This is a genomic window from Exiguobacterium sp. UBA1053 (assembly GCF_002316465.1).
Lineage (GTDB): Bacteria > Bacillota > Bacilli > Exiguobacteriales > Exiguobacteriaceae > Exiguobacterium_A > Exiguobacterium_A abrahamii.
This window is the reverse complement of the sequence record NZ_DCDO01000009.1, coordinates 1-24,905: the sequence shown is the minus strand read 5'-3', so window position 1 is coordinate 24,905 and position 24,905 is coordinate 1. Positions and strand designations below refer to the sequence as shown.

Below are 24,905 nucleotides of genomic sequence, written 5' to 3'. Positions count from 1 at the left end.
GTTTTTTTGTAATTCATGAAACCAATCCGTCTAGTCGAAACGTAGAAAAAGGAGAAGAGAGGTGCTACATATGTTAACGTGGCTCGGTGTGAAGGCTGATAAAAAAGCAGAGCGACAATTTTTCGCAGGTGTCGAAAAGAAAACAATCTTCCTGATCTTATTCCTAGCGCTTGCGATCTTGAAGGGTGTGAAGTGGGGAATGACAGTACTTATCCCAACGGCATTTTTCAGTGATTCGATCATTTCCGTGTTACCAGGCGTGCTTGGCGTCCTAACAGCAGTCGTTTTCGTGCTTTTGGTAGAGCGCTCCCTGCAGGATAAGTCGAGTGAAAAGTAAGAGATACACGAAAGACCACCTGAAGTTAGTCGATTCAGACTGAAGACAAAGTGCAATTTTTCTTTAATTGAGAAGGATTGCGCTTTTTCGTTCGTCTCGAATCATTTATCAGGGTCAAGCTTCGCACCGTTGCTCCTGCTTATTTTTCTAATGTTTTTTGAAGGAATGCCGAAGTCGACTGATACATGGGTCGAATATGGAATAAAGTCTGTGGCAATTGCTGTTATTTTCCTAATAACGGAAGGTATTTTTTCTAAAAAATCTCTCAAAAAAAACACATCAAATCAATAAAGTATTCAATTGTTTTAATGCTGAGTACACGATAGAAACAAAGCCCACATGTGCGTTATAATGTGGGCTTTTTTCAATGCAAAGTGATCGAGTGAAATATATTACGATACGACGAATCCATTATTTTCACGATGTTTATCTATGCTCTGATCATGATTATTTTTCTTTTAATTCTAACGATCTCCCTAAAATCAATAAATGTCATGAGTGACGAACTGAACTTGGTACAAAAGACATCAGATGTTCAAAGGCGTTTTTGCGCATGACAACTGATTGTTGTTGTAAAATGAGGACAACGACGGAACAGGTGAGGGGCGAACGGACATGACGAAACGATCCATCCAAGATGCTGCTTTTTTGGGCAAACGAAAACAAGTAATGCGCTGCATCGAACGTGGTGACGATCTGAACGAACTGGATGAAGAAGGATTTGCGGCGCTTCATTGGGCGATTCAGGAAGGGTACCTACGGATCGTCGAATTGTTGCTCGATCACGGGGCGGATGTCAACCTTCCGAATCAGGACGGGATGTCACCGTTGCATATTGCGCTTTATGATCAAAAGACCGACATTGCGTTACTTTTGATCAAGCGAGGCGCTCATCTTGATTTAGATGAACACGGATTCTCAGCGCTTCATTTAGTAGCGGGCCGGGGCGGAAATAAAAAAGTCTTACGGAAACTAGCGCAGAACGTCGAGTTGTTACATCAACGGACCGATGACGGGGAAGGTGTGACACCGCTACATTATGCGGCGCAGGAAGGTAAGTCGAAAAAAGTCCAGCTATTACTGGAGGCAGGAGCAGAAGTCGATGCTGTCGGACTAGACGGATTCACACCGCTGTATCTCGCAGTCGGAAATAATCATCCGAAAGCGGTGAAAGTGCTTCTAAAGGCAGGAGCTGACATCGAAGCGGAAAACGTCGCGGATGGCGATACGGCAGTCCTTGCATTAGCGAGTGCTTACGGCTATGAACGGGTCGTCCGGTTATTGCTCTCTTATGGAGCCGATCCACTGCATCGAAACGAAGACGGGCGGACAGCGCGTGATGCGGCATTGGATAACGAACACCATCAGATTGCGGAGATCTTGCGCCAAAAAGAGATTGATGCGTTATCTGAGGAAGAGAATAACTGAACGGTGGACGACAAGACAAGAAACATCTGCGGATGCTTCCTGTTTTTAATTTTTAAAGGATTTTCAAATTGCTTTGTCAAAATAGAGATAAGAGAACACTTATTCGTCATTGAAAGGAAGGTCGCATCATGAACGCAATCGATTGGACGGTATGGAATTTAAACGAAGTGAGAAGAAGAAGCATCAAAGTCTGGCAGTCGATTCCTGAAGATAAATTGAACTGGAAACCGGATGAGAACGCCATGACGTGTTTTGAGATGATCCGTCATGTGTTAGACAGTGAGTATTATTATTTCTTAGCGTTACAGAATCGAGGCAGTCTACCGTCGTATGAGTCCCCGTTTGAAGGGCGCGGCTTCGTATCCGTGCAAGAGGAATTAGACTTTGCGGAAGCCTATCGTGAGGAATTCATGGCATATGTCGAGCAACTAACGGAATCAGATTTAGCGATCGTTCAGATTGATCGTTCGGAATCCGGATATGTGCGTTCGCTCGGTGATATGTTGTTACGAATTGCTTATCACGAAGCAGTGCATACAGGACAGTTACTCGATTACTTAAGAACAGCAGATGTTGAGCGGGTACGGGTCTGGGATTAATGTTGAGAGATGAGCAAATAATATCTTTTTAATGAAGATAAAAAGAAAAGAGAAAGATGGAATGATCGGAATCAGCATCGCCACCACATGGGAGTTCGACGCAACACTTGCGTATTTTCATGTCTCGCCTGAAGATAGAATCACTTATCCATATGGTGAATACTTCACGAGTGAGATAAACGGGAAGACACTTCTGTTTTATAGCACGGGCGTTCGAAAAGTAAACGGTATCGGTGCCAATCAATACATGATTCTCCGTTTCTCATTGACGAAGGTCATCGTTGCCGGAACGTGTGCCAGGATTGATCCGAGGTACGACGTACTCGATATCATCGTGGCAGATCGTGCCGTTCAATATGATTGCACGGTCAAAGAGATTGAACCACTGATTAAACCCTCGTTCGTCGTCAATCTCGATGTATCGAAGTATGGCAACGGTTTTCATCTCGGAACGATCGGAACGGCAGACCGTGCTGTCGTCATGTGGCGAGACTATATCGAACTGCGGGATAACGGATTGACGATTGCCGATACGGAAGCGGGGGCTATCGCGTACATCTGTCAGAAAAACGCCGTCGAATGTATCATCATCAAAGGTATCTCCGATTTTCCGACCGAAGAGAAGGAGGAAAATGCTGTCGAAGCAAACGTCGAACAGATGCGGATCTATATCGAGAACACACCAAAAGTCATGCAACGGATTTTTGCCGACTACTTATACCGGTTTCTAACGTAATCTTTCATCAGTGCACTTCTTTTACATATTTTCCAAGTTTCTTGCGACAATATAGTTCAGTAGCATTGTATTTTTTGAAATATGTTCTATCATAGTGAATGGAAACGTTTTCTTAAAATGGTGAGTACATACCGAACTGTACAAGAAATGCGCTGCAATCGTCAGGATTCGTAGGTGTAGAAGTAGATGGAGGGACATAGAAGCATGCAGGAATGGAAAGTATCTGGTCAACCGGGTCAGAAACGGATTGATATTGAAAGCCGGTTTCGCCCGGAAATCGAAGGGTTACGCACGGTAGCTGCCTTACTCGTTGCGATCTATCATATTTGGTTCAATCGTGTCTCAGGAGGTGTCGATGTCTTCTTCGTCATCTCGGGTTTTTTGATCACGACATCGATTATCTCGACGATCAACCGGACAGGGGAGTTCAAATTCCTGCCGTACGTCACAAAGTTGCTGAAACGACTCTTGCCATCCGTTTTGTTCATCTTAGGCGTCGTGTTAGTACTAAGCACATTTTTATTACCGGCATCGATTCTTGGGAAAACAATTCGTGAAGTCGTCGCCTCGATGTTCTTTTATCAAAACTGGCAACTCGCCGTCTCAAGTACGGATTACTTAGACGCGACCCAGATGAAGTCACCCGTCGAACATTTTTGGGCGCTATCGATCCAGTGGCAGTTTTATATGATTTGGTTCGTCTTGTTCTCGTTCATCTTATGGATGATGAACAAGTATCAGATTCGATCGATTAAAACCGTTTTAAATGGGTTGCTTGGATTCCTATTCGTCACGTCACTCGCGTACTCAATCTACCTGACAGAAGTCAATCAGCCGTGGGCGTATTTCATTACGCCGACGCGGGTCTGGGAATTTGCCTTAGGTAGTCTGTTATGTGTGAACTTATCGGCGATTCGTGTTCCGAAGTGGATAGCGACGATCATCGGCTGGGTCGGTTTGCTTGGCTTGCTGACGACTGGTGTTCTGTTTAATGTCTCGCAAATGTTCCCTGGCTATATCGCACTCTGGCCGATGACGTGCGCCTTGATGATCGTGTTATCAGGAACGCAGGAGACACGATTCGGATTAAAACGATTCCTCGGATCAAAGCCGATGGTCAAACTCGGCGGGATCGCGTTCGGGATTTACCTTTGGCACTGGGTGTTGCTTGAGTTCTATCGCTACAATGTTCAACAAACGCCAGGTCTGCTCGTCGGTACACTGATTATCGTTGCATCGATCGGTTTATCCTACTTGATGACGGAATGGGTTGAAAAACCGATTCGCACTTCGACTGTCAATCGGACAGCGTTCAAGAAGCTAGGTGCGCTGTTGACGGTCAACGTTTTGTTGATTGGATCCTTACTCGGACTCGCTTATATGGAGGAACAAGAGCTAAAACAAGCTGTCAGCAAGAATAAGTATCCGGGTGCCTTAGCGATCGAACAGACAATGCCTGTACCGAAGCAAGATCCTTTCCCGTCTTATGCGAACGTCTTCAATGACTTACCGCTCGTCCATACGGATGGTAGCAACCAAGGACTGCAAAAGACGGAAGCGAAAGTCGGTGAATACGGGAAGACGAAGGATTATAAAGCGACGATTGCGCTCGTCGGAAGCTCGCACTCGGAGCAATGGTTCGGTGCATTGCATGAAGCAATCAAAGGAACGGACATCCGTTTACTCAATCTGACGCGGTCAGGAACACGTTTTTCGACCGGCTATGAACCGGACTCCTTAAAAGGAATCTGGAACCAGAACGTCTTGAACTATTTGAAGGATGCCGATGTTGATTTGATCATCTCGCACGTGACTGCAGCGGATGCTTCAAAAGACAGCATCCATCAACAAATGGTCGACCAGATGCAGTTCGTCAAAGACGAGTATGGGATCGATGGTCTAGCACTCCGGGATAATCCACGATACGATTTCAACGTACTCGAGGCGCTCGAGACGACAAGCATCGCGGATACGACGAAACAGATGAATACGCAACCGAACCAAACGGATGAGGCGTACTGGAAACAGTTTGAAAAAACGAACCAGTCGCTCCATAAGCTGGATTTGACGCGTTACTTCCACGTCAAAGGCGAGTATCGCCCTGTCATCGGCAATGTCGTCATCTATCGTGACAACAGCCATATGACGAATACGTATGCGGAAAGCTTTGCTCCGATGTTCAAGAAAAAGCTCGACGAAGTGCTCGCGGACAAATTAGCGAGTACAACAGCTAACACGAACCAATAGAAATTTAGAGCGTGTCGTGAAGCTTAACGAGGAGGAAATAAAAGAAACCATGGCAAATATTACGGCAAAGTTTAATCGATGCTTAAAACTAATCGAAAAATACCCACAAGCTTTCAGAGTGGGAAATGGGTCAACGGAAAATGAGATTCTTGAAGTCGAACATCGTCTTCAGGTCACGTTTCCGCCAATGTACAAAGAATTTCTAAAAAAATTCAGTTATCTGGCTACGCATGATGAAGAGATCTGGGGAATCAGTCCATCAAACAACCAGTTAGATCTTGTATTTAGACTTGAAAAATATAACGAGGAACTCCGTAGCAAATCTCAAAGTGAAGTTCCTTCACATTTAATCGGAATACAAATGGAAGACTTTAGTTCATCGCTCATTTGTCTAGACTTACAAGCCTTGACCTACAATGATCAAGAGGCAAAAGTATGTTTTTACCCAAGTGATGATGAACCATATTATGCAGATTCCTTTACGGAAAGATTATTTGAAGTGTGTGATAGTGGCGTGTCAACGTATTTAGAGGATATAGAGGACGAATCCTCTACTCCAATCGAAAAGGTGAGTGCGATCAAGACGGAGCATAAGGATATTTATTCCGAAGCAAAAGCATTGATCCATGCACATCCAGAGTTATCTGAGTTTGGAGAAGGGATTTCGGACGCTGAAGTCGAGGTAATTGAAAAAGAGTTAAACGTCACCTTACCTGAAAGTTACGTGACATTCATGAAAGAATTCGGAGGGGGTATCTTTGGAGACAACCAGTTTTTTACGATGTTCAATGATGAATTAGTAAAAACGAATCTCGAATTGTATCATCCAACAGAATTTGAGCATGCTCTTTCAAAACATCTAGTGGCTGTCTATTTTGATGATCTTGAGGAATTTTATGCGTGTCTTGATTTCAAAAATATAGTGAATGGTGAGCCTAAAGTAGTGTATCGAGAAGTGAACGTACCGGAAGAAGACTATGATGATCGTGATGCATTCAAATCGTTCTCCGATTTTCTCTACTACATTATTCAAGACACCGTTGAGGTCAATAGCTGATATCATCCGATCGACTACGTAAATGCTCGATTTTTCCGTCAAACGAATAAGCAACGTAATGAAACGGCTTGAGTCCAGAATTCAAAAGGACTCAAGCCGTTTTCCTATTCTTAGCATCACTTAACGTATGGACCATGCAGAAGGGCTGAACGAAAACACAGAAAAACTCCCTTCAAAATAAACGGTTGAAAGAATGAAACCGTCTGTTTTGAGAGGGAGCGTTTATTCAACAGATTGAAACAATTAAACAGAATAACTGCCGTCCGGTTGTTCACGTAATTCGAGTGCTTCAGTGCGAACCTGTGGATTCGTCCCGAAGTACGCATCGACGACGCGGGAAGCGGCGAAGCCGTCCTCCATCGGACCGTACGTCGCACGGAACGTATCGAGTTGCGCTTGATACATTTTCGTCAGACGCGGAATGTCCGATAAGGCGTGAAGCAAAGCCTCTTCCGTCTCTAAGATGGGTCCCGGAAGATCGTTGTAGTAATCGAGATAGAATCCGCGTAGCGTGTCCCGATAGAGGTCAAGGTCATACGCATAGAACATCATCGGTCGATTCATGTTCGCGAAGTCGAAGAAGACAGAGGAATAGTCCGTGATCAGCAGATCCGTGATCAAATACAGTTCTTGAATATCCGGATAGGCTGTCACGTCAATGAATTGTTCCCGGTGCTGTACTGGAATCTTCGGTTTTTTCGTGACAAGCACGTGCGTCCGAATCAAGAAGACGTACTCATCGCCTAACGCTTCCGCGACCCGGTCGAAATCAAACGGATAGTCGAAGTAGAACTTCCCTTTGCCAAGCGATTGATGATCGCGGAAGGTCGGTGCATACAAGATGACTTTTTTGCCTTCCGGTAGTTGCAACTGCGTCCGAATCCGATCGATCGTTGCTTCATCATTCGCCGTAAAGAAGAGGTCATTTCGCGGATAACCGGATTCGACGACAGGACCGCTATACTGGAATGCACTTCTAAAGATGTTCGTCGCATAAGGACTCGGAGACAAGAGGACGCTCCATTGCGCGATCGAATTCGTCACTCGTTCGACGTAACCTTCATCCCGTCCATGGATCTCATCTAAGTCGAACAACATCTTCTTCAACGGCGTGCCGTGCCACGTTTGGATGTACTTCGTCTCTTTCCGCCGCGTCATGTAGTGCGGGAAGTTCTGATTGTTGACCCAGAACTTCGCCGTCGCCATGTAATAGAAGTAGGCAGGAGACAGGCGTTTGACGACTTTTGCGTTCGGATCACCAAGATAGAGCTTTTTGTTATAGATCCACACGACTTTATAACCGAGCGCTTGTCGCTTCAGTTCTTCGTAAATGTAGCGAGGACTGTCCGCGTAATGTTTACCGAGTCCGCTCTCGAAGACGACGAGTTTCGGGTCGACCGGTAAGACGCGTTGCATGAGTCGATATCCTGCCTTCATCGTCGGGAAGTAGAACCGGCTACGACGATAGACCTTAAAGAGGATGTTCGCCGCTTCGTTCGTCTGAATCTTCTCTAAAAGACTCGTCTGCTTCGTATAGTTCGCGATTGTTTGATAGACCTGATCGGAATAGGTCGTATCCGTTTTCGTCAAGAAGACGTCAGCGCGGCGTTTGAATTCGTCATCCATCTCAAAATGACGGCGTGCCGTCGCATCGAGATCCTCGAACAAGTCATCGATCGTCTTCGAGATCCGCCCCGGTAATTCGTTTTCGAGATCGAGATACGAACCGAGCGGACCGATGAAGCGTTTCGGGTCGAATTGCAGGTAATGGACCGGTCGCTTCAAGAAACTGAAGTCAAAGGCGACACTCGAGTAGTCAGTGACGAGCAAGAGGCTTTCCTTTAACAACCCTTGGACATCACGTTCGCCTTGATGGATGACCGTGATCGGTAAGTTCTCGAAGTGACTCGAATATTGCTGCATGTTCGGATGCAGGCAAAGGACGATTTGGAGACGATGTTGTTTTGCGTATGCATGCAGACGCTCACTCGATAGGAACGCTTGGTACTGCTGATAATATTCCGATTCGAAGAACTGGAGTGGCGTCTGTAACCACGAGCGCCACGTCGGAATGACGAGCATCTGACGTTTGACTGGGACGTCGTCGTTCAAGAGGGCATCAAAACGAGACAAACCGGTGATTTTGACCTCTCGCTCAGCGTAGCCCATGTCTTGTGTGACGAGTCGTTTCTCACGCTCGGAACTGACGAGGAACAGATCCGTATCGAAGGCAGCGGCAAACTTGCCGTACTGGTCATTCATGTTCTTCGTTCCGAGAACCCCGTGTTGGATGAAGACACGATCCGCCCGCATCTTCCGTTTGAACGGTTCGGACCGGAGCGGATACAAGTATTCCGCATGATGTGTCCCGATGACCTTCTTCGCCATCAACGAGTGATAGATGTGTTCCTTCGATTTTACCGGCAAGACGTTTCCGAGCGGAGCGACTTGTGCGTATTCGTTCGACGTCGGATCGATGACGTAATAGACCGGTCGCTCCGGATGGGTCTCGCGCATATACTTGAAGAAGTGATATCCATTGTCCTGCGCTTTATAGGGACGTTCTCCGACGAGCCACGTGTTCTTCTCGGCAAACAGCCGGTAGAGCGGGGCGAACGTCATCAGATGATTCAGATAGGCGTAATTTTCATTCGTAAACTCGGTCATCTCAAACGATAGATTCCGGTGACCGACCGTGTAGTACGGGATGATGTGCATCGTCGACGTATCATCTTTCCCTAACGCTTCCGGTGTCAGTTGACGCGTGATGTACCGGGCGCGACCGAGACGGTGTAATTTTGGTTCCGACCGGTGATAGAAGTCGAGCGCGACGAAGGCGTCATACACCCCTTCTTGTAATTGCGCTGCTTGATAGAGTTGCGACCAGTGGATCGTCGCCGTGTAGTGATAGCGATACAATCCGAATTTTTTCGCGCTCGTCTCATTTTGGTACACCCAATCTATTGGGACCGGTACTTGATTGCCACTTTCCCGGTGAACGAGGAGCAAACGTCCCGTCTTGATGAACGCGTGACGCGTAAAGGCTTTCCCGCTGATGATTGTCGTCGCTTTCGTCTCATTGCGGACCGCATCGATTTGGATCTTCGGCTTCGTCTGCGGTTCTTTATTCAACAACAGTCGCAGGTTGCCTTTTAGATCGGTATACAGCTGGACGAATTCGTTGAACGTCTCATCCATCAATGGCACGAGCGGCGCGGGAATCTGCGTGTCAACGAAACGTCCTAGCAGAATCTGGCGGGTGAAGACGGATGCATCGAGCGTAGCATGACTCGGTAAGCCGTCAGACTCCCATTTGTGTATTTGCTCTGGTGTGAGGTGTTCGACTTTTTTCGTAAACGTCAGCCAGAGTGAAAAACGACCGACTGGATAGGCAGTCTCTTGATCGGCTTCGACAGACTCGATTTCAACGAGACCGTCCTCTTCGACTGTCGGAACGTCCGCATCCTGCATCTGAGCAGCGTGTTGACTCAGCTGAGAGACGAGCGTATGCGGCAGTTGGAAAGAGAAGCGATGATCGTGCTGTTGGTTCGGCACTTCAAGGACCGTCTCTTGCAAACGATCGCGAATGAGTAACGACGTGATCGTCAGCAACGGATCGTTTAATTGACCGGATAGCGTATAGTCTGTCGGCGAAGATTGAATCTGTAACGACTCTTTTAACGCCGATCGTTTAAGTTTCTTTGGTTTCTTCGGAAGTACAGTGTGCCCGAATTGGAGCACCCGGAGAACAGATTTAAACAGCATGGAATCAAGGGACCTCCTACTAGGTGATATTTTATGAAAGCGTTATCTTCCATTAGCATTCTATCACAATCAATAGCTAAAACATCCCAAATTTTGAAAAACAATACGGACTTTGGTGGATAGACGAAAAAAACCTTCTCACAGAGGAGAAGGTCAATAACCGATTAGTCGAGCTCACTCAAAAGCGTTAACCAGTTTGTCGTAAAGAGATCATCAGAAAACCGATTGATCGAGTGCAGGGCGGCTTCTCCCATTTGACGGCGTAGAGCGGGCTGCTCCATCAAGCGGATCGCTGCTGCTGCAAAAGCTGACGTGTCACCGGGTGGAACGATATAACCGGTCGTCCCGTGCGCGATGATTTCACGCGGACCATAACAGATGTCATAGGCGATGACCGGAACACCATGACCCATGCTCTCAAGGATTGCCATCCCGAACCCTTCAGATTGCGACGTGAAGATCGTCGCGACGGCGCCATGATAGGCGTCTTGAATGTTCGTGATGAATCCGTTGAATCGGATCTGTTTCGTCAGTGACAGTTCCTTGATCAACGCGTGGAGATCCTTTTCGAGCTGATCGTTGTAACCGAAGCCATAGAAATCAAGGAAAGCATTTGGATGCTGGTCGACGATCTTCCGCATGATACGGATACTGGCAGCGACATCCTTTTTGATTTGAATGCGCGAGACGACGATGAACCGATTCGGATCAGGTTCAGGAAGAACCGTATAATCCGCTTCCGGCACCGCACCGACACCGTGAGGAATCGCATGGAACGTCTCCGGATGACCAAACTGATCGGTCATATGTGCTTGTTGCCGAGGAGTTGCCGTGATGACTCGATCCCACTCGTCGATGCGACCAAATAACGTATCCCAGACACCGCTGACCGTTGCCGTCCCGTTGAAGGGGGAGACGAAGTGATTGCTGTGTCCGAAGGCGATTTTTTTGATATTCGGATGCTTGACGTCCAAGATGACCGCATCTAAATTCTTTTTCGGTAGGTTGGCAAGACGATCCCGGTATTCGGATGAGATCAAGACCGCTTCATGCTGACCTAACAGCTTATTCAAGACGAACGTATTAAAGGTCGCCGGATCATTGAACTGTTTTTCCTGACCGGCTTCGAAATAAAACAGATGACTCCAGTCCGCTGAATTGATTTTATGCCAAATCGTTAAATAACACGTCCCGTCACTATGGAAGAAGGAGCGAGAGACCGGCTTGTTCGACGTAAACGAATACTGGATCGTCTGCACCAACTGACCGTTATCCAGATATTCTTCGCGGCGCAGGCGATGACGATTCTCTGAAAAATAATCGATGAAGCTAAGCTGACCGTTAGTATCAAACCGGGCGTACTGGACGTATGTACCATTGTCGAATAACCGATACGAATCTTTTTCGGCGCGACTCGCGTCGAGGAACAACGTATACCGCTTTTCCCAGCGTGGAATCAATTCGGCTTTCGAAGAGACGACGGACCGTTTGTCTGCCTGGCGACGTGCTAAAAAATTGATGACGTTGACGACTTGGATGCGAGGATCAAGCAACCGTGCCTCGACCATTTCTTGATGAATCGTTTCAAGATTCGGTTGAATCCCTAACGTCACGAGCGTCACGTTTCGCTCCGGATCAGCTGCGATGATCGCATTCGCTCGTTTAATGACTGCTTTTGATAAACCGCCACGCTGGGTCGCTAACGTATTCAATGTAAAAAACAAATCTCGTTTCATAGGGCATCTCCTTATATAGCGCTTACAATTTTAATGAGCGTCATGAAATGTGAATCTCTTTGGTGAACCTTGCCCATACTATAGCATACAATGTTGGAATAATAAGGAACCTAGGGATGAAATGAAGATGTCCCTAGGCATATCGTTAAGCTTCATGAATGGGTTGAACGAATGAAAGATTGGCTGTGATGTACGTATCCTGAGCCGTTTTCAAGCGTGGGGTGCCTTTCGATGACAAAACGATCTTCTCAATCGAAAGAACTGTACCCGGTGTATTTTTTGTCGGTAGTTCGTTTTTAAAGTCACGATCAGCATACTGTTTACAAGTCTTTAAAATCCGGACTGTTGTCGGAAGATCAGTCAGATACGTCTCGTCATCAATCATAGGCGGAAGATGGACGTATTTTTTGTTTGCCGTGACATAAGCACCATCAGCCGTGACGAGTCGTGGTGTACCAGCAAGCGTCATCTGTAGATCGGTGATCTTCAATAGTTGCCCGACTTCAAGTGCTGTCTGCTTATGCTCGAATTCCAAATCGTCATACAAGAAAGCTTTCTCGAGCACGACGACTTGCGTCGGTGCATCGACATGATACTTCGTCGCATCGATTTTCTGTAACGGTGATTTAGGTTCCGCTGGACGAAATTCGACTTTAAGTTGCTGGTAATGCAGATGCATCCCATTGACACTACTCGGTAACGTCATCCGGACGACGAACGGATGATAGTCGTCATGGATCAGCATCAATTGGAATGGATGTGACTGTCGTTCGAGTGCCTCCGTCGAAATGAATAATTCAGTCCCTTCGATATGGAACGGAACGGCGGTTTCCGTTGCTTCATCGTTAGGCGCGATTAAGAGAACTTGATCGACCGAAGCCGTGTCGTCTTTGAGTAATTGTACGACTTCATAGAAGACACCATCAACGAGACGAGTGCCTGCATACGTGGCAAAGAACGGCTCAAGGACAGGTCCGAGATGGTGTAGTGATTCCGGCATTCTATAATAAAGACGGTTCTCCGATACATAGCGCCGGGCTTTATGTTTTTGGACGAGTAGCGTGATGAAGGTGACGAAGCTGTCATAATCTTGTTGCTGCAGCAAAGCGTACTGCTTTTGGAAGATGTCATCGAAAATGAAATCGACTGGATCTGCACCATGACGTTCAAAGATGGTGATCATTTCACCGAATAAATCAAAGAAAGTCTGCTGTTGCGGATGCTCAAGGAACCGTTTGTTGTTGAACAGACGGGAGAGGAAATCCATCTCGATCAGACGGCTCAAGGCATGAGTCTTGGCGACTGTCGGAATATCCAGTTCAAGCGTTTTCTCAAGCACCTGTAAATTAAAGGTCGTCTTCTCGAAGATGCTCGTCTGTCCGACTAACGAGTCATTCATCGCGAATCGGTTGACGTGATAAACCGGTGCTGGATTCATCGAAGCCGTTTGACATTTGGAGATGGCTTCGAAGAAGAAAAGTTTATCTTCACCGAACTGCATCGGGCTGAACCGGATGTTATGCTCGATCAAGATGGAGCGCTTCAGGATTTTCCCAGGGGGGCCAACCGCGCGAAATACTTTGTCGATTTCATATGGAACAAGCTGATTGGCAGTCGTAAACGATGCGAACCGCCCAACTTTTTGAATCGACGTGTCGGTATGTTTGATCGTTTGACCGAATGCGATATCGGCATCGTTTGAAGCGGCTTGCGCGACGAGTTGCGGGAATCCGACCGGATCGAGGCGATCATCAGCATCTAAGAACGTGACATATGTACCTGTCGCTTCTTCGATTCCCACGTTTCGCGGATGGGCAGGACTTCCCGTATTTTCGGGGAGTGCGATGATGCGAATGAAATCCATCGTTTCTGCAGCCGTTTGGAGAATCGATAACGACTCGTCGGTCGAACCGTCATCAACGAAAATCGCTTCCATCGTTGAATGATCAAGCGTGAGTGCCTGAATCGACGCGATACAAGTCGAGAGATACGTCGCTTTATTGTATACAGGAATGATGATTGAAACAATTTTTCCCAACAGTAATTCCCACCTTAAAGAAAATATTTTAAAAAATACCATTTGAACTGTACCACAAAATGGATGCTCTTAAGCGTAAGAAAGGTGAGAAAATACAAAAAAGGACGATGACCCGATCAAAGAAGGGAGTCATCGACCATTTAAACGCGGTCATAAAAAATTGAAATTACTTGATTCCAATGTTCTCAAGATATTTTTTTTCAGAGTCATCGATTTTACGGCTGATTTGTTTCGTATACTTCTTCCGCGCGTAAGTAGATCCTTTTTTCTGATAAATGGCTCTTTCTCCTCCAGATGATTGGTCGTAATAGATTTCGATTAAATCTTGATCCTCATAGACGATGACGCCCGTTTCTCCAGAATTTCGCTTTAGTTGTCGATCAACCAGTTGTTTCTTCAAGTATTGATTTTCAGATTTAATGACTTGATTGATAGCAGCATCGTATTTCTGTTTTGCTTTCTCGCTTGTCGTATTTCCGTCTTGATCGTAATCGCTACATCCTGCTAGGCAGATTACCAGAAAGAGCAGTATCGATAAAAGTTTCACTTTCAAATGCGAACACCTCCGAAATACACTTTTGCTTTAACGATAGTGTACATCAAGGCAACGCTTCATATGTAGCGCACTTGAGAAATAGGGAAGTGCTTTAGAGTGGGCATGTTATAGTTCAATCGCATCGATGACGCCTTCAGGATACTCCCAGACGTTTCCTTCGATGAGCCATTGATGGTGGCAGTTCGGACAAGCGACTTCCGAAGAGAAATCATACTGGATTTCAACACCTAAACGTCGCTCCTCGTACGATACACTATGTAAATCTTCAATAAGGATCTCATCTTTGAATTTCTCGCGACAACGCGGACATTTGAATTTCGAATAATGACTGATGACCGTATCCATTCGATTCAACTCCTAAATAAAGAATTAGTATCGTTTACAGTATAATGATAACGCTTACATATAAACGTGTTAATTTTGAATTGTAATCAAAATGGAATATATCAACTGAATTGGATTTTGATATATAGAGATCTCGAAAAAAATTTAAAAGGAATTACCCGTACTTATACATCTGTTCAATCCAATTGAGGCATACTTTTCGTCTAGATCAGTAAAAAGTGCCTTAGGATATAAGGTGAATCCACCATATAATTACAGCTTTTAAGAGAGGTGAAAATCATATTAGAACTCGAAGTGTTATATTTTGAGAAAAATGCAAATAATGAGTTGGATATCAACTATTTTGATTCAAAAAATGAACCATTGATCTTTATGTTTCAAAGGATGTTGAAAAAATTAAAGGTACAATTTCCGAAATACAGTTCGCTTTATGTTATTTTTTATGAAAGTTTAACAGAAGAAGAAAAACTAAAAATCAGAAGTGAAAATGATGAAGGACGCGAATATTATTTTAAAGAAACTAAGATGGAGGAATTAAAGTCAAAAAAGAATTTAGATTTTTTAAAAGAAACGTTGAATACTTTATTAAAAGGAATTAGACATTCAATATTCCGAGAATGTATAACCGATGATGAATTAAATAAAATAGAAAATTATGTGTATGAACAGAACTTTATATTCGTACAGAACATAGGCAGGAAAAATAACAAAACGAAAACAATGAGAGCTACTCTAAAAGCAAAATTGACACCTGTTAACCTAACTTTGTTTCTAGTGATTACTGATATGAAGTCTCGGAAAAGCCTATATGACGGATGTGTATTTGAATTACCGCAATCAGTCATTATACCGTTAAGAAGTAAATTAAACCCTATCTCTTTATATGGATATGAATTGTACTGGGAAAATGAGAATACGATCGACATCATCATAAACACGGTGGGAGATAGATTACGAACAAAAATTTACCGGAAGAATGATGACTCTGTTTTGATTAAGCAACAAAAAATAAAGGCTTAAAGAAAGCATTATTTTTTATCAAGTGATTGCGACATAGAGTCGCTCTTAACATGCAATTCGTTTTTTCTGTTCATTAGATGCTACACTTAGACCAACTATTACACATAAAAGGATGATGTGGATGTGGAAGGCACTATTGTTTAATTCTGTTTGGATGGGTATCACATTGCCAATTCTTTTGAGTATTACTTTTACAATTTTATCACCTCTATTCGTTTCTGGTAATAATGGTGTTCTCATGATTGTCGTTGCGTTAATCATTGGTATAATTGATGTTTACCTATCAATTCGGATTTGGACATGGATCGAAGGAAAGTCCTACAAACGAAAACGGTACATGTGAGTGAAGCCTAACGGATGAACATTTTAAAAAGTCGCTTTATCTTTTTACGTTGCTATGAGATGGCTTCGGTATTGAACCGGAGTCATTTTTGTCGTTTTCAGATGTCACGATACCCTTCACTAGGAAAAAATAAAAAATCCCAAAATTGTATTATGAAATATATAATATATGGTAGAAGAAATTTATTGAAAATGACATTTTTTAATGTCATGAAATGAGGATATAAAAATATGAATTACATAGAACACTTAGAAGCCCATTGTGGTGAAAGTACTGGTCACCTTGAGATGGAAGAATTACAAGATCATGCGATTCAATTGTTGCAGTTTCAAAATGCACCGTTTGCGAATGCGAATACCGTGACATCACTTGGATTATTGCATCACCCATTGCAATTCGAGAACGGTGCCGTTATCCATCAAGAAGTGATGCTATCTGTCATGCAACAAGATGCCGAGTCGGATTTAATTGAGTTGATCTATCGCTTGACGCTGGAAGCATTAAAGACTGGACACGCTTATGATTTAGGCGAGTACTTACCGATGCCGGTTGGGTTGTTATCGAAGTACGACTTCGCTGCCCTATACGTGACGACACCGTTCTACTTTGAAGAATCATTTCAAGTCTATAAAGGGAACGCGGCATTCGGGGAACCGGAGACGGTGTTACCAGTCTGGTTAGTACCCATCTTTGCTTCGGAAGTCGCTTACATCAAACAATACGGTGCTGAGAAATTTAATGAGATGTTATATGAAACTGAGATGCAGCTGCTTAATTTAAAGCGACATCCGCTCGTGGGAGACGATGAAGGAATTGAAGAATCGATTTTTAACAGGGAGGTATTCGTTTGCGAATGCGAAATTACCGACGCCCTTTTTGAAGACGAGATCCAACGACCGCTAGTACTAAATGGACCGTTAGCGAAGGCGTATCACATGAGTGTTGAATCGGGAGAACAAGGCGATAAAGATCAAAATGAAACTTTCCTGTTTGATTTTCTAAATCATCAAAATCGTTTTCCGATCTACGCGACCTTTTTTGCTTTTGAAGAGGAAGACAAAGACAACAGGGCTTTTTTCTCGCAACATCATATGTCGTTCACTTCACATGTCGTTCACTTCACATGTCGTTCACTTCACATGTCTTGTCTAGACAGAAACAAACGAACGGTTGGTTACGTGGAAAACGAACATCGACAAGTGAGAGTCATTTTTTCACGGTAAAGATTGAAAATGCTAGGATGCTCGAACTCATCCTTGAACACGCTTATAGAGTTGCGTCGATGAACGAACTGTTCATGTTTTCGTATTCCAATCGCTTGTCGATTCAACAAGAGGTCGAAACGATGTACCGAAAAACACGTGTCTTAGAAGATCGGTTCGTTTATCCGGAAGATACGACCGTCGTGATTGTCGGCCATGATGGAACAATGCTTTATCTGCTATCGAACGAAGAACACTTCGCTTATGATCTTCGGACGGACTGGGCGAAACGACTACGACAACAGTTACCGAACGATACGATGATTCGCCAGCTGAATGGCGAATTGTTCGCAGACCTATAAGAGTGGAGGGAACTTCATGCAACTCATCAAACCAATGAACGGTCAGAATCATTTTTGGCTGTTCGAAAAGGATGGACGGACACTCTATACGTTTCACGGCATCATGGGAGAGAGATTGAAAGAACCAATGAGCGAGCAAAAGTTCTCGCGCTTTTTTAATCTAGATGCTTACATTGGGGAGCTCGTAGCAGAGAAAGAAAAGGACGGATACTCGGTCGTTCAAGAAGCGGATTACCACGAAGTTGTCGTCGAGATCTTTTGTCAGGATACAGAGTATGATGTCATCTTTGAGCATCGTTCGAGCATTGAAGAAGACCTCAACGGTTTTCTTTTTGAAATCGGAAACGGGTATTTTGTTGAAGATGAATTTGGTCCAGAAGCGATCGAATTCGTCCTTCATATCTTGGAGCCGTCTTATATCGTTGAACCTGTCATTGATTATTTTAAGGGTCAGTTTAATCTGAAGAAAATCCGAATGGGACAGGCAAAAGTTCATTATGGCAGACGCTTGACCGGACTTTATCCCATAGGCAAGAATTTTAACCGGAAAAATTGAACGATGACGACACAGATTGGAGATACAGTATGAACGAGCTGACAATCGACGAATATTCTTTTCAGTCGAAGAGTGTCCAACGTATGCTTCAGACATCCGAAATTAACGTGCTTGGTCCATTGCAAACTATCTACGAAATCATGTGTTATGACCATACAGTAGGTAGTTTTACCAGTGAATTGACGGAGGCAGTATTATATGACACGCTAGTTCGCTTCAATTATTTTCCTTTATATATCACGACTAATTTTGATGAGCTTCGAGAAGATGAAATGGACCTTTTAGAGCGTTTAAAATTGCGACCATTCGTATACCATGAACATCCACGGTACGAAGGTGATCAGCGACGCACCAGTTTTTACTGTTGTATCGAAGTGGTGGATGTGAATGGTCTGCATTTCGTCTTAAAAGAGTCCTTCTTTCGAACTGCTTATAGTGAAACGTTCCTCGTCACGTTCGCACGACCTAAGTTTGAGTTAAAGACTTCTGGGAGATGGATTTTTCAAGAAGCGAAATATACGCATGTAATTGATGCACGTGATAGATTGCCGTTTATCCTTCCATCGCATGATGAGCTCGGTTTCATGTGGTTTTCGAATGGAGATGCTTTTCAAACCGCCGATCAGCTAAAAGCGATTTTACCAACGGATTATCAGATTGATTATGCACTAAATACCTACAAATAATTTAATTTAAGATCAAAGGAGTCATATAGATGACATATCAAATCAATTTACCAGGTGTCACAGAAGAGAGATTACAAGAGGTAGAAGCAGAACTCGGTTTCGAGCTTCCGAAAGAACTACGAAACTGCTACAAGCGCGAAAACAAGTTCAGCGTCGGTGAATGGGAGTTTCATCCGATTAAGGACGAGCAGTATATCAAGCGGACATGGGACGACCTTGTTCGTGTTAACACGACGGATGCGGAGGACTACCCATCCGGTTTCTTACGAATCGCACGTGACGGAACAGGTGATGAACTCGGATATCAGCTTCCGGATACAGAGACAATCGTCTTATGGGATCATGAGGAACAAGAATTATTTTCGGTAGCACCAACGTTGAAGATATTCATCGAAAAGGAACAACAAGTGGATCGCAGTGCAGAACAAGCAGAACTCTTCGTACAAACAGTCATCGAGACAGGCGCCGTCTATGGTCTATCAAAATTTGAACAGTCGGGTTGGGCCTATTGCCCGTCAAATCAAGAGGAATCGGATGTATTGTTATTCTTTTCGTCGAAATCAGCGGCGAAAGCGCTACAGACGAAGGAATGGGCGGACTATCACTTGATTCGCTTGGATTTGGATCTATTCATGGATGGCTGGTTACCGAACATGATTGACGATGGACTGTATTGTGGCTTGAACTGGGGACCAGAGCTCGTCGGACTTGAGCTAGATCCAGAAGATGTCCTAGCAGATCTGGAGGGTTAACATGATTCAGACACTCAGTAAACAGGTGGATGGCATTACGTACTTTTGGTACTTGTATCGTGATGGTCGAACAATCCAGACCTATCACGGTGTCACCGAGCAATGGAAGCTTGATCAAGATGTCAGCGATGAGAAGGAAGAACAGTACTCGACGAGGCGTCAAGCGAAACGACGGATGGAGGAACTGATTGCTGAAAAGCAAGCGGAAGGATACAAGCAGGATGATATTTACGGGATACAACCTGGACGAAAGGAACGCGAGAAGTTTCGACGACGGACGTCCTGGTTCGCCTATCTTCTGGTGGGACTTGGTCTGTTTCAGTTCGTGACACCGTTCTCTGTCTTACCAATTGTAGTATTTGGAATGGGTATTCCCTTGATGTTTTTAGCTTTTATCGGTAAAGATTATCTTCCTACATGGCTTCGAATTGTCTGCTTCATTAGTTACTTTTTCATGCACGTGATTCATCAGCAGAAATCGTACATCCCGTATCTTTTCCCGGTTCTTTCGATAGGTACGGGAATACTATTATGGTTTCATCTTCGAAAAACGAGACAACAAATGAAAGTGGAGCAATGACATTTTTAAAAGGAGATGAAACATGCCGCTTCTAGATAAGTTATTACAAGACCCTATCGTTTCTGATCTACCACGTCTTCACACCGCTCTTCTTGCCAAAAATCGTGGCTTACGCAAAGAGTGGTTAGTACATATGGATAGATTCATTGAAGAAGCGAATACGTGGAACTTCGAGCGACAGCGGAAGTTTGTGAATTGGTTATTATCCACCTGTGAAGGAGAGACAGACGCTTCGTTTCTATTGATTCATCCGCTAAAAGAACGTCTTCTAAAACCGACTTTGAAGAAGTGGATGAAAGAGTTGCCGGATGACGTCCGACCGTATCGTTGGTATGGTCTTTTCTTTGATGAAGATGACCGCTTCATCTATTTACAAAAGGCGATTACACGTGGGGGAAGACGGGAGCAGTTAGCGATCGAGAGAATGATTGATCATCACTTGTATGGACTTTGGTATTCTTTCCACCATCTCGATGAAGACTTGTATTTAGGAGAAATAAAAGAGGATGCAGCATCCTTAACAGAAGCTTGGTTACTAATCGAGCAACTCGATGATGCGGTTTTGAAATCGGAATGTATTAACGAATGGCAGAAGATGAATCAAACCTTAACGGATTGGATTCGTTTCCGGCAAGAGCGAACCATCGGATTCATGGAATGGCGGATGCAACAAGAATCAAAGGATTAAGTATGATTAATCCAATGGCATTAGCAAGTTGGAAATGTCCTCTCCGTTATATTTAAGAAAGAGGTATACACCATGAAAAAACTAGGCACGTTTATAAGTCACAAAGGGAATTTGATTGTCTCGGATCCTGCCTTCCTTGAGCCGGATGTAGAATACAACGTGACAATTCCAGTTGAACAAGGTTCGATTTGGACGGTCTTCTATGACGAAGATGAGTACGAATCAATCAATTTGCTTTACCTAACAATGAATGAAGAAACGAAGATGGATCCATCCGATTTCGAGCCGTTATCCGATCTAGTCGTCGTCGATTCAGCGCAGCTCGTCGTCATGAACACAGCGGATTACGGGAGACGGGAAGCCATCGATTGGGAGATTCGAAATACGCTAGAGTTCGACGAAGAAATCGACCCGTTCTATATCGCGATCTCAGACGAAATGATGGAAGAAGAGATCTTCCTGTTTCCGTTCGGTGTCGCCGTTCAGTTAATGGGGGACGGACACTATGAAGTCCTTGTCCGACGGGAAGACGGTAACGCGACAGGGATTGCGATCGTCCTCGGAGAACATGAGGCTTATGAAGAACACGATGACGAGGAAGACGTGTCACTAGAAGACGTTGAAATGCCAATCATCAAGAAAGAAAGAAATCCATCAGGAGCTGATGATAGGTTTCTGGCGAATGTGCTAGCTTCCATGGAGAGATTCTATGGAAAAGACCACAAAAAACTAAAGTACAGCATTCCAATCGAGGGGCAAAAGGTAAGGCATGAGCTTTGTTTGTATGATCGCTTACCAAAAATTCAAAGTTACCGAGTGTCCGTGGAGAGTCCTTGTCCGGAAGCCCGCATCCAAGCATTCGAGACCGATCATTTTGCGATTCCGGAGTGGTATAAAAATATTTTGCGAGTCTGTAACGGTGTGCGTTTTTCCGAAGAGTTGAACTTAAACGGTATTCCGTTGACGAGTTGGAATGGTTTATCGCATGAGATCCAAGGCAATCTCTCGGACAGTCTCGATGAATACGCGTTAACCGAGTTCGATGCAATCCGTGACAAGTATTTCTTTTTTGGCTCGTCGTTTAAACAGGACGAATACTATGCGGTATTGAAAGAGCGTCCAGACGAAGCCGTCTATTGCTTCGATTATAGAACGTTAAAACTCAAACCGAAGGCAACGACTTTCCAAGATATTCTCCGTGATGCATGGCGCGCGTGTAATCTGAAAGCACTCCATAAAAGAATGTGAGGATGATCTCATGAAAATAATCTATTCCCGTGAAGACTTACTCGTACTCGAAGATCCCTTTGAATATGAGGTGGGATTGCCAATCCGCATCCGAGAACTGCCGGCTTTCGTCATCGAAGAGGAGGTGCCGGATAGCCGCGAACATTTGGATCGTCTTCTAAAAGATGGTTATACATTGGTCATTCAAAAACCGCGAATTCCGAATCCTCCTGTATTCGCGGGGTTACACGTGATATCGGAGAACACGGTCATGAAATTATATGTCTACGAGGCGAATCATTGTGAAGATGCGTTATGGGATGTCCTATCCGAAAATGAATACAATCGGCACTGGGCATATTTTTTACTGAAGAAAATCGAAGGTGTCAGATTCGAATGGCCTTATACGAATGAAGCTCAAAGTTCGCTGAAACTGTCTAATCTCAAAACAAATGAACTCGTACATCTACGATTTGAAACCAATCAAAGCGTAACGTGTCAATGGGAATGAAAAAGGAGATACTTCATGAAAACGTATCTTGAAGAGCATAGCGATGCGACACGCATCTTTCCATGGCTTGCGGATGCGAGTTCATCAATTCGCTGTCTATGTGTGGTCGGTGAGATGCTTTTGTTTCCAGAAGATATCGTCCAGTTCAAACAAATCAGTAGTGAGATGTTCCGTGATGAGCTAAAGCAAAAGCATGCGTTGAGTACCTATCGCTTTTATGTAGTAGTGTGTGTCGGAAATAAGTTCCATTCCAAAAGAATCTTTGATTACTACAAGCTGTGGCGTCTACTCGAACGAGAAGAGACGCTCGATGGCTTCACCTCCCGAATGGAAGTACCGGTTCAAGTGGGGAAAGAACCGTACTACGTTGGGATTGCTGAATTTGGTATCGAACAGCTCAGAACAGCTATCGAGATGATTAGTGATTCTCCAGCTATGTATATCATTATTTGTGCGAATCATGATCGACCGTCACACTGTCAGGAGTTACTTGATCAGGTGTTCGACATCGGCTTAACAGAAAGTGGAGGTTTGCCAGTCGTCGATATGGTCATGACACTGACCGCACAAGGTTATATCGTCTGCACGTGGGGAAGTTCGAGTGAAGAACAGGAACTACAGTGTTTTTATACGGCAGCCTTCTTATAACAATGTAGAAAGAAGGAATTCGATGAGTCTGCGTGGCGTATCGTTTGAAATTCCGAATGAACCGGGACGTGTCTTGCTCGATATACTAAGTGCGATCGAGATGAAAGCGTATGACTGGTTTCTTCGTAACTTTGATTTTCCGATCCAAACCATGGACGGGGACTTGTATGACAGTTTAGAAGAGTTTTCAATCGATCGGATAGCGACAGGACATGAACTAGCGAAATGGCTAAGGGGACCAAGCAATTACTTGATCTTTGCTGAATTGTTTGCATTTCAAAGTGGTCAGACTGAAGAAGTGGGAACGACGTATGAGTGGTTTCAGGAAAGCAATTGTCACATCGCGATTTTGGTGTATGACTGTACGTACGTCGATATCTATTGTAAGGAGCAGCACGTATCCGAAGCATTTTATGAGAACGCCGTGAGACGTGGATATACTGGAATCGAATGGGTGACAGATGACAATGATCCTCTGACTCGTTTGTCGGTATGGGCTGAATAAGACACTGTTCAGACGAATAGATGTAATCGGTAAGCGTTCAAGGTAAGAGATATGAATTACGAACTGTTGATGGAGGAGCAAAACTACTCATGATCCAACTGACAAAACAAGGCGACTCCGGTACGCTTTACCAAACAATCTATACGGAGGGATGCCTCATCGTTCAACATCAAGGAATCGTTGGAGCGTGGGTGAGAGCGGAAGACGTAAGACAGATGCGTGTCTCGCGCTTCAAACGATTAGGTGTACAGATATTGCAGTTGGTCGAGGAGTTTGAACGTCAAGGCTATCGCGAAGTAAACGAGACAGATTATACGGAACTAGTCGTCCAGTTCCCTTATGACGAGGGTCAGGCAGAAGCTGCGCTCGAGCGCCGTCATATGATGGAAGAGATGATTGATGAAGGTCTGCTTCATACAGGAAACGGTTACTGTGAAGGCGGAGATATCGGCAGTGGCACGACAAATATCTTTTACCATGTCCTTGATGTCGAGGCAGTCGTTTCTTTGATCTTTGAAGGGATAAAGGAACATGATGTGCAAGGAGAACCGATCATCGCGATATCTGAAGGAGAAGCGTACACCGTTCTATACTCTGAAGAAGCGACGTTCGATTTGATTGGTGAAGGTAAACCATGGAGCTGGATTCCGATGACGCAAGCGGAGGATGAGAAGGTATGGTATGTCATTGATCAACAATTTCAGTTCGCACCCAGTACAACGGTTTTCCCCTCATACCATGCCCCGAGTCCGTTCATTACAGAATGTACGAGCGAGAAAGCCTACTCCTTTAGGGGTGGGATGATAGCGAGTTCGGGGACAGGGTGTCTTCAGACACCGCATGTCCCCGACTGTTCTTCCTGATGAAATGCATTGATAGTAAATCTATAATGGAGTTGACTATTATGATGAAGGAGGTGTCAAAGATGAGTCAAGTCGTCACGGTAGAAGTTCGAATCCATGCCACGCGTCGTCAGGATGC

24 protein-coding genes are annotated in these 24,905 nt (G+C 44.5%); 19 read left to right on the top strand and 5 right to left on the bottom strand.

Features of this window, described 5'->3' with window-relative positions:
- The first annotated feature begins 61 nt into the window (after nucleotides 1-61).
- The 6 genes from B3G15_RS06670 to B3G15_RS06645 all read left to right on the top strand — a co-directional run bounded on the left by B3G15_RS06670 (nucleotide 62) and on the right by B3G15_RS06645 (nucleotide 6,404).
- Nucleotides 62-337, top strand: coding sequence for a hypothetical protein (locus B3G15_RS06670; protein ID WP_156772498.1), 276 nt, complete (start codon nucleotides 62-64; stop codon nucleotides 335-337).
- Between the two features lie 615 nt (nucleotides 338-952).
- Entirely contained in the window at nucleotides 953-1,765 is an 813-nt protein-coding gene (locus B3G15_RS06665) for an ankyrin repeat domain-containing protein (RefSeq protein ID WP_064300045.1), read from the top strand.
- A 128-nt stretch (nucleotides 1,766-1,893) separates the two neighbouring features.
- Nucleotides 1,894-2,364 carry a DinB family protein gene (locus B3G15_RS06660; protein ID WP_069940495.1) on the top strand — a complete coding sequence of 157 codons (471 nt, stop codon included), beginning with the start codon at nucleotides 1,894-1,896 and terminating at the stop codon, nucleotides 2,362-2,364.
- 61 nt (nucleotides 2,365-2,425) lie between these two features.
- Entirely contained in the window at nucleotides 2,426-3,100 is a 675-nt protein-coding gene (locus tag B3G15_RS06655; protein ID WP_069940496.1) for a permease, read from the top strand.
- 204 nt (nucleotides 3,101-3,304) lie between these two features.
- Complete coding sequence (locus B3G15_RS06650) at nucleotides 3,305-5,347, top strand: acyltransferase family protein (protein WP_069940497.1); 2,043 nt, start codon at nucleotides 3,305-3,307, stop codon at nucleotides 5,345-5,347.
- Between the two features lie 49 nt (nucleotides 5,348-5,396).
- On the top strand, nucleotides 5,397-6,404 hold the full coding sequence (locus tag B3G15_RS06645; protein WP_069940498.1) for an SMI1/KNR4 family protein: 1,008 nt from the start codon (nucleotides 5,397-5,399) through the stop codon (nucleotides 6,402-6,404).
- Between the two features lie 243 nt (nucleotides 6,405-6,647).
- Here B3G15_RS06645 and B3G15_RS06640 read toward each other — a convergent pair whose 3' ends face one another.
- From B3G15_RS06640 to B3G15_RS06620, 5 genes are all read right to left on the bottom strand, one after another.
- A complete protein-coding gene (locus B3G15_RS06640; RefSeq protein WP_290719313.1) occupies nucleotides 6,648-10,169 on the bottom strand; it encodes a CDP-glycerol glycerophosphotransferase family protein in 3,522 nt (1,173 codons plus the stop codon).
- A gap of 164 nt (nucleotides 10,170-10,333) precedes the next feature.
- A complete protein-coding gene (locus B3G15_RS06635) occupies nucleotides 10,334-11,905 on the bottom strand; it encodes a glycosyltransferase (protein WP_290719311.1) in 1,572 nt (523 codons plus the stop codon).
- Between the two features lie 145 nt (nucleotides 11,906-12,050).
- Nucleotides 12,051-13,943, bottom strand: a complete 1,893-nt coding sequence (locus B3G15_RS06630) for a glycosyltransferase family 2 protein (RefSeq protein WP_290719309.1) — start codon at nucleotides 13,941-13,943, stop codon at nucleotides 12,051-12,053.
- A gap of 166 nt (nucleotides 13,944-14,109) precedes the next feature.
- Nucleotides 14,110-14,496, bottom strand: a complete 387-nt coding sequence (locus B3G15_RS06625; RefSeq protein WP_290719307.1) for a hypothetical protein — start codon at nucleotides 14,494-14,496, stop codon at nucleotides 14,110-14,112.
- A 108-nt stretch (nucleotides 14,497-14,604) separates the two neighbouring features.
- On the bottom strand, nucleotides 14,605-14,844 hold the full coding sequence (locus B3G15_RS06620; RefSeq protein ID WP_290719305.1) for a hypothetical protein: 240 nt from the start codon (nucleotides 14,842-14,844) through the stop codon (nucleotides 14,605-14,607).
- A 270-nt stretch (nucleotides 14,845-15,114) separates the two neighbouring features.
- Between B3G15_RS06620 and B3G15_RS06615 the strand changes: the two genes are divergently transcribed.
- From B3G15_RS06615 to B3G15_RS06555, 13 genes are all read left to right on the top strand, one after another.
- A complete protein-coding gene (locus B3G15_RS06615; protein WP_290719303.1) occupies nucleotides 15,115-15,864 on the top strand; it encodes a hypothetical protein in 750 nt (249 codons plus the stop codon).
- Nucleotides 15,865-16,437: 573 nt separating this feature from the next.
- A complete protein-coding gene (locus B3G15_RS06610; protein ID WP_290719301.1) occupies nucleotides 16,438-17,430 on the top strand; it encodes a suppressor of fused domain protein in 993 nt (330 codons plus the stop codon).
- A gap of 59 nt (nucleotides 17,431-17,489) precedes the next feature.
- Nucleotides 17,490-17,771 (top strand): hypothetical protein, encoded by a 282-nt coding sequence (locus B3G15_RS06605; RefSeq protein WP_290719299.1) that lies wholly within the window; start codon nucleotides 17,490-17,492, stop codon nucleotides 17,769-17,771.
- Between the two features lie 16 nt (nucleotides 17,772-17,787).
- Nucleotides 17,788-18,327, top strand: a complete 540-nt coding sequence (locus tag B3G15_RS06600) for a hypothetical protein (RefSeq protein ID WP_290719297.1) — start codon at nucleotides 17,788-17,790, stop codon at nucleotides 18,325-18,327.
- 29 nt (nucleotides 18,328-18,356) lie between these two features.
- Entirely contained in the window at nucleotides 18,357-19,013 is a 657-nt protein-coding gene (locus B3G15_RS06595; RefSeq protein ID WP_290719295.1) for a hypothetical protein, read from the top strand.
- Between the two features lie 29 nt (nucleotides 19,014-19,042).
- Entirely contained in the window at nucleotides 19,043-19,765 is a 723-nt protein-coding gene (locus B3G15_RS06590; protein ID WP_290719293.1) for a DUF2750 domain-containing protein, read from the top strand.
- Nucleotide 19,766: 1 nt separating this feature from the next.
- Nucleotides 19,767-20,345 carry a hypothetical protein gene (locus tag B3G15_RS06585; RefSeq protein ID WP_290719291.1) on the top strand — a complete coding sequence of 193 codons (579 nt, stop codon included), beginning with the start codon at nucleotides 19,767-19,769 and terminating at the stop codon, nucleotides 20,343-20,345.
- Between the two features lie 22 nt (nucleotides 20,346-20,367).
- Nucleotides 20,368-21,033, top strand: a complete 666-nt coding sequence (locus B3G15_RS06580; protein WP_290719289.1) for a hypothetical protein — start codon at nucleotides 20,368-20,370, stop codon at nucleotides 21,031-21,033.
- Between the two features lie 72 nt (nucleotides 21,034-21,105).
- Nucleotides 21,106-22,281: an SMI1/KNR4 family protein gene (locus B3G15_RS06575; RefSeq protein WP_290719287.1), complete on the top strand. Its 1,176-nt coding sequence runs from the start codon at nucleotides 21,106-21,108 to the stop codon at nucleotides 22,279-22,281.
- A gap of 10 nt (nucleotides 22,282-22,291) precedes the next feature.
- Nucleotides 22,292-22,771, top strand: a complete 480-nt coding sequence (locus B3G15_RS06570) for a hypothetical protein (protein ID WP_290719285.1) — start codon at nucleotides 22,292-22,294, stop codon at nucleotides 22,769-22,771.
- Nucleotides 22,772-22,786: 15 nt separating this feature from the next.
- Entirely contained in the window at nucleotides 22,787-23,419 is a 633-nt protein-coding gene (locus tag B3G15_RS06565; RefSeq protein ID WP_290719283.1) for a hypothetical protein, read from the top strand.
- 22 nt (nucleotides 23,420-23,441) lie between these two features.
- Nucleotides 23,442-23,924, top strand: a complete 483-nt coding sequence (locus tag B3G15_RS06560; protein WP_290719281.1) for a DUF2691 family protein — start codon at nucleotides 23,442-23,444, stop codon at nucleotides 23,922-23,924.
- Nucleotides 23,925-24,013: 89 nt separating this feature from the next.
- On the top strand, nucleotides 24,014-24,787 hold the full coding sequence (locus tag B3G15_RS06555) for a hypothetical protein (protein ID WP_290719279.1): 774 nt from the start codon (nucleotides 24,014-24,016) through the stop codon (nucleotides 24,785-24,787).
- The last annotated feature ends 118 nt before the right edge of the window (nucleotides 24,788-24,905 follow it).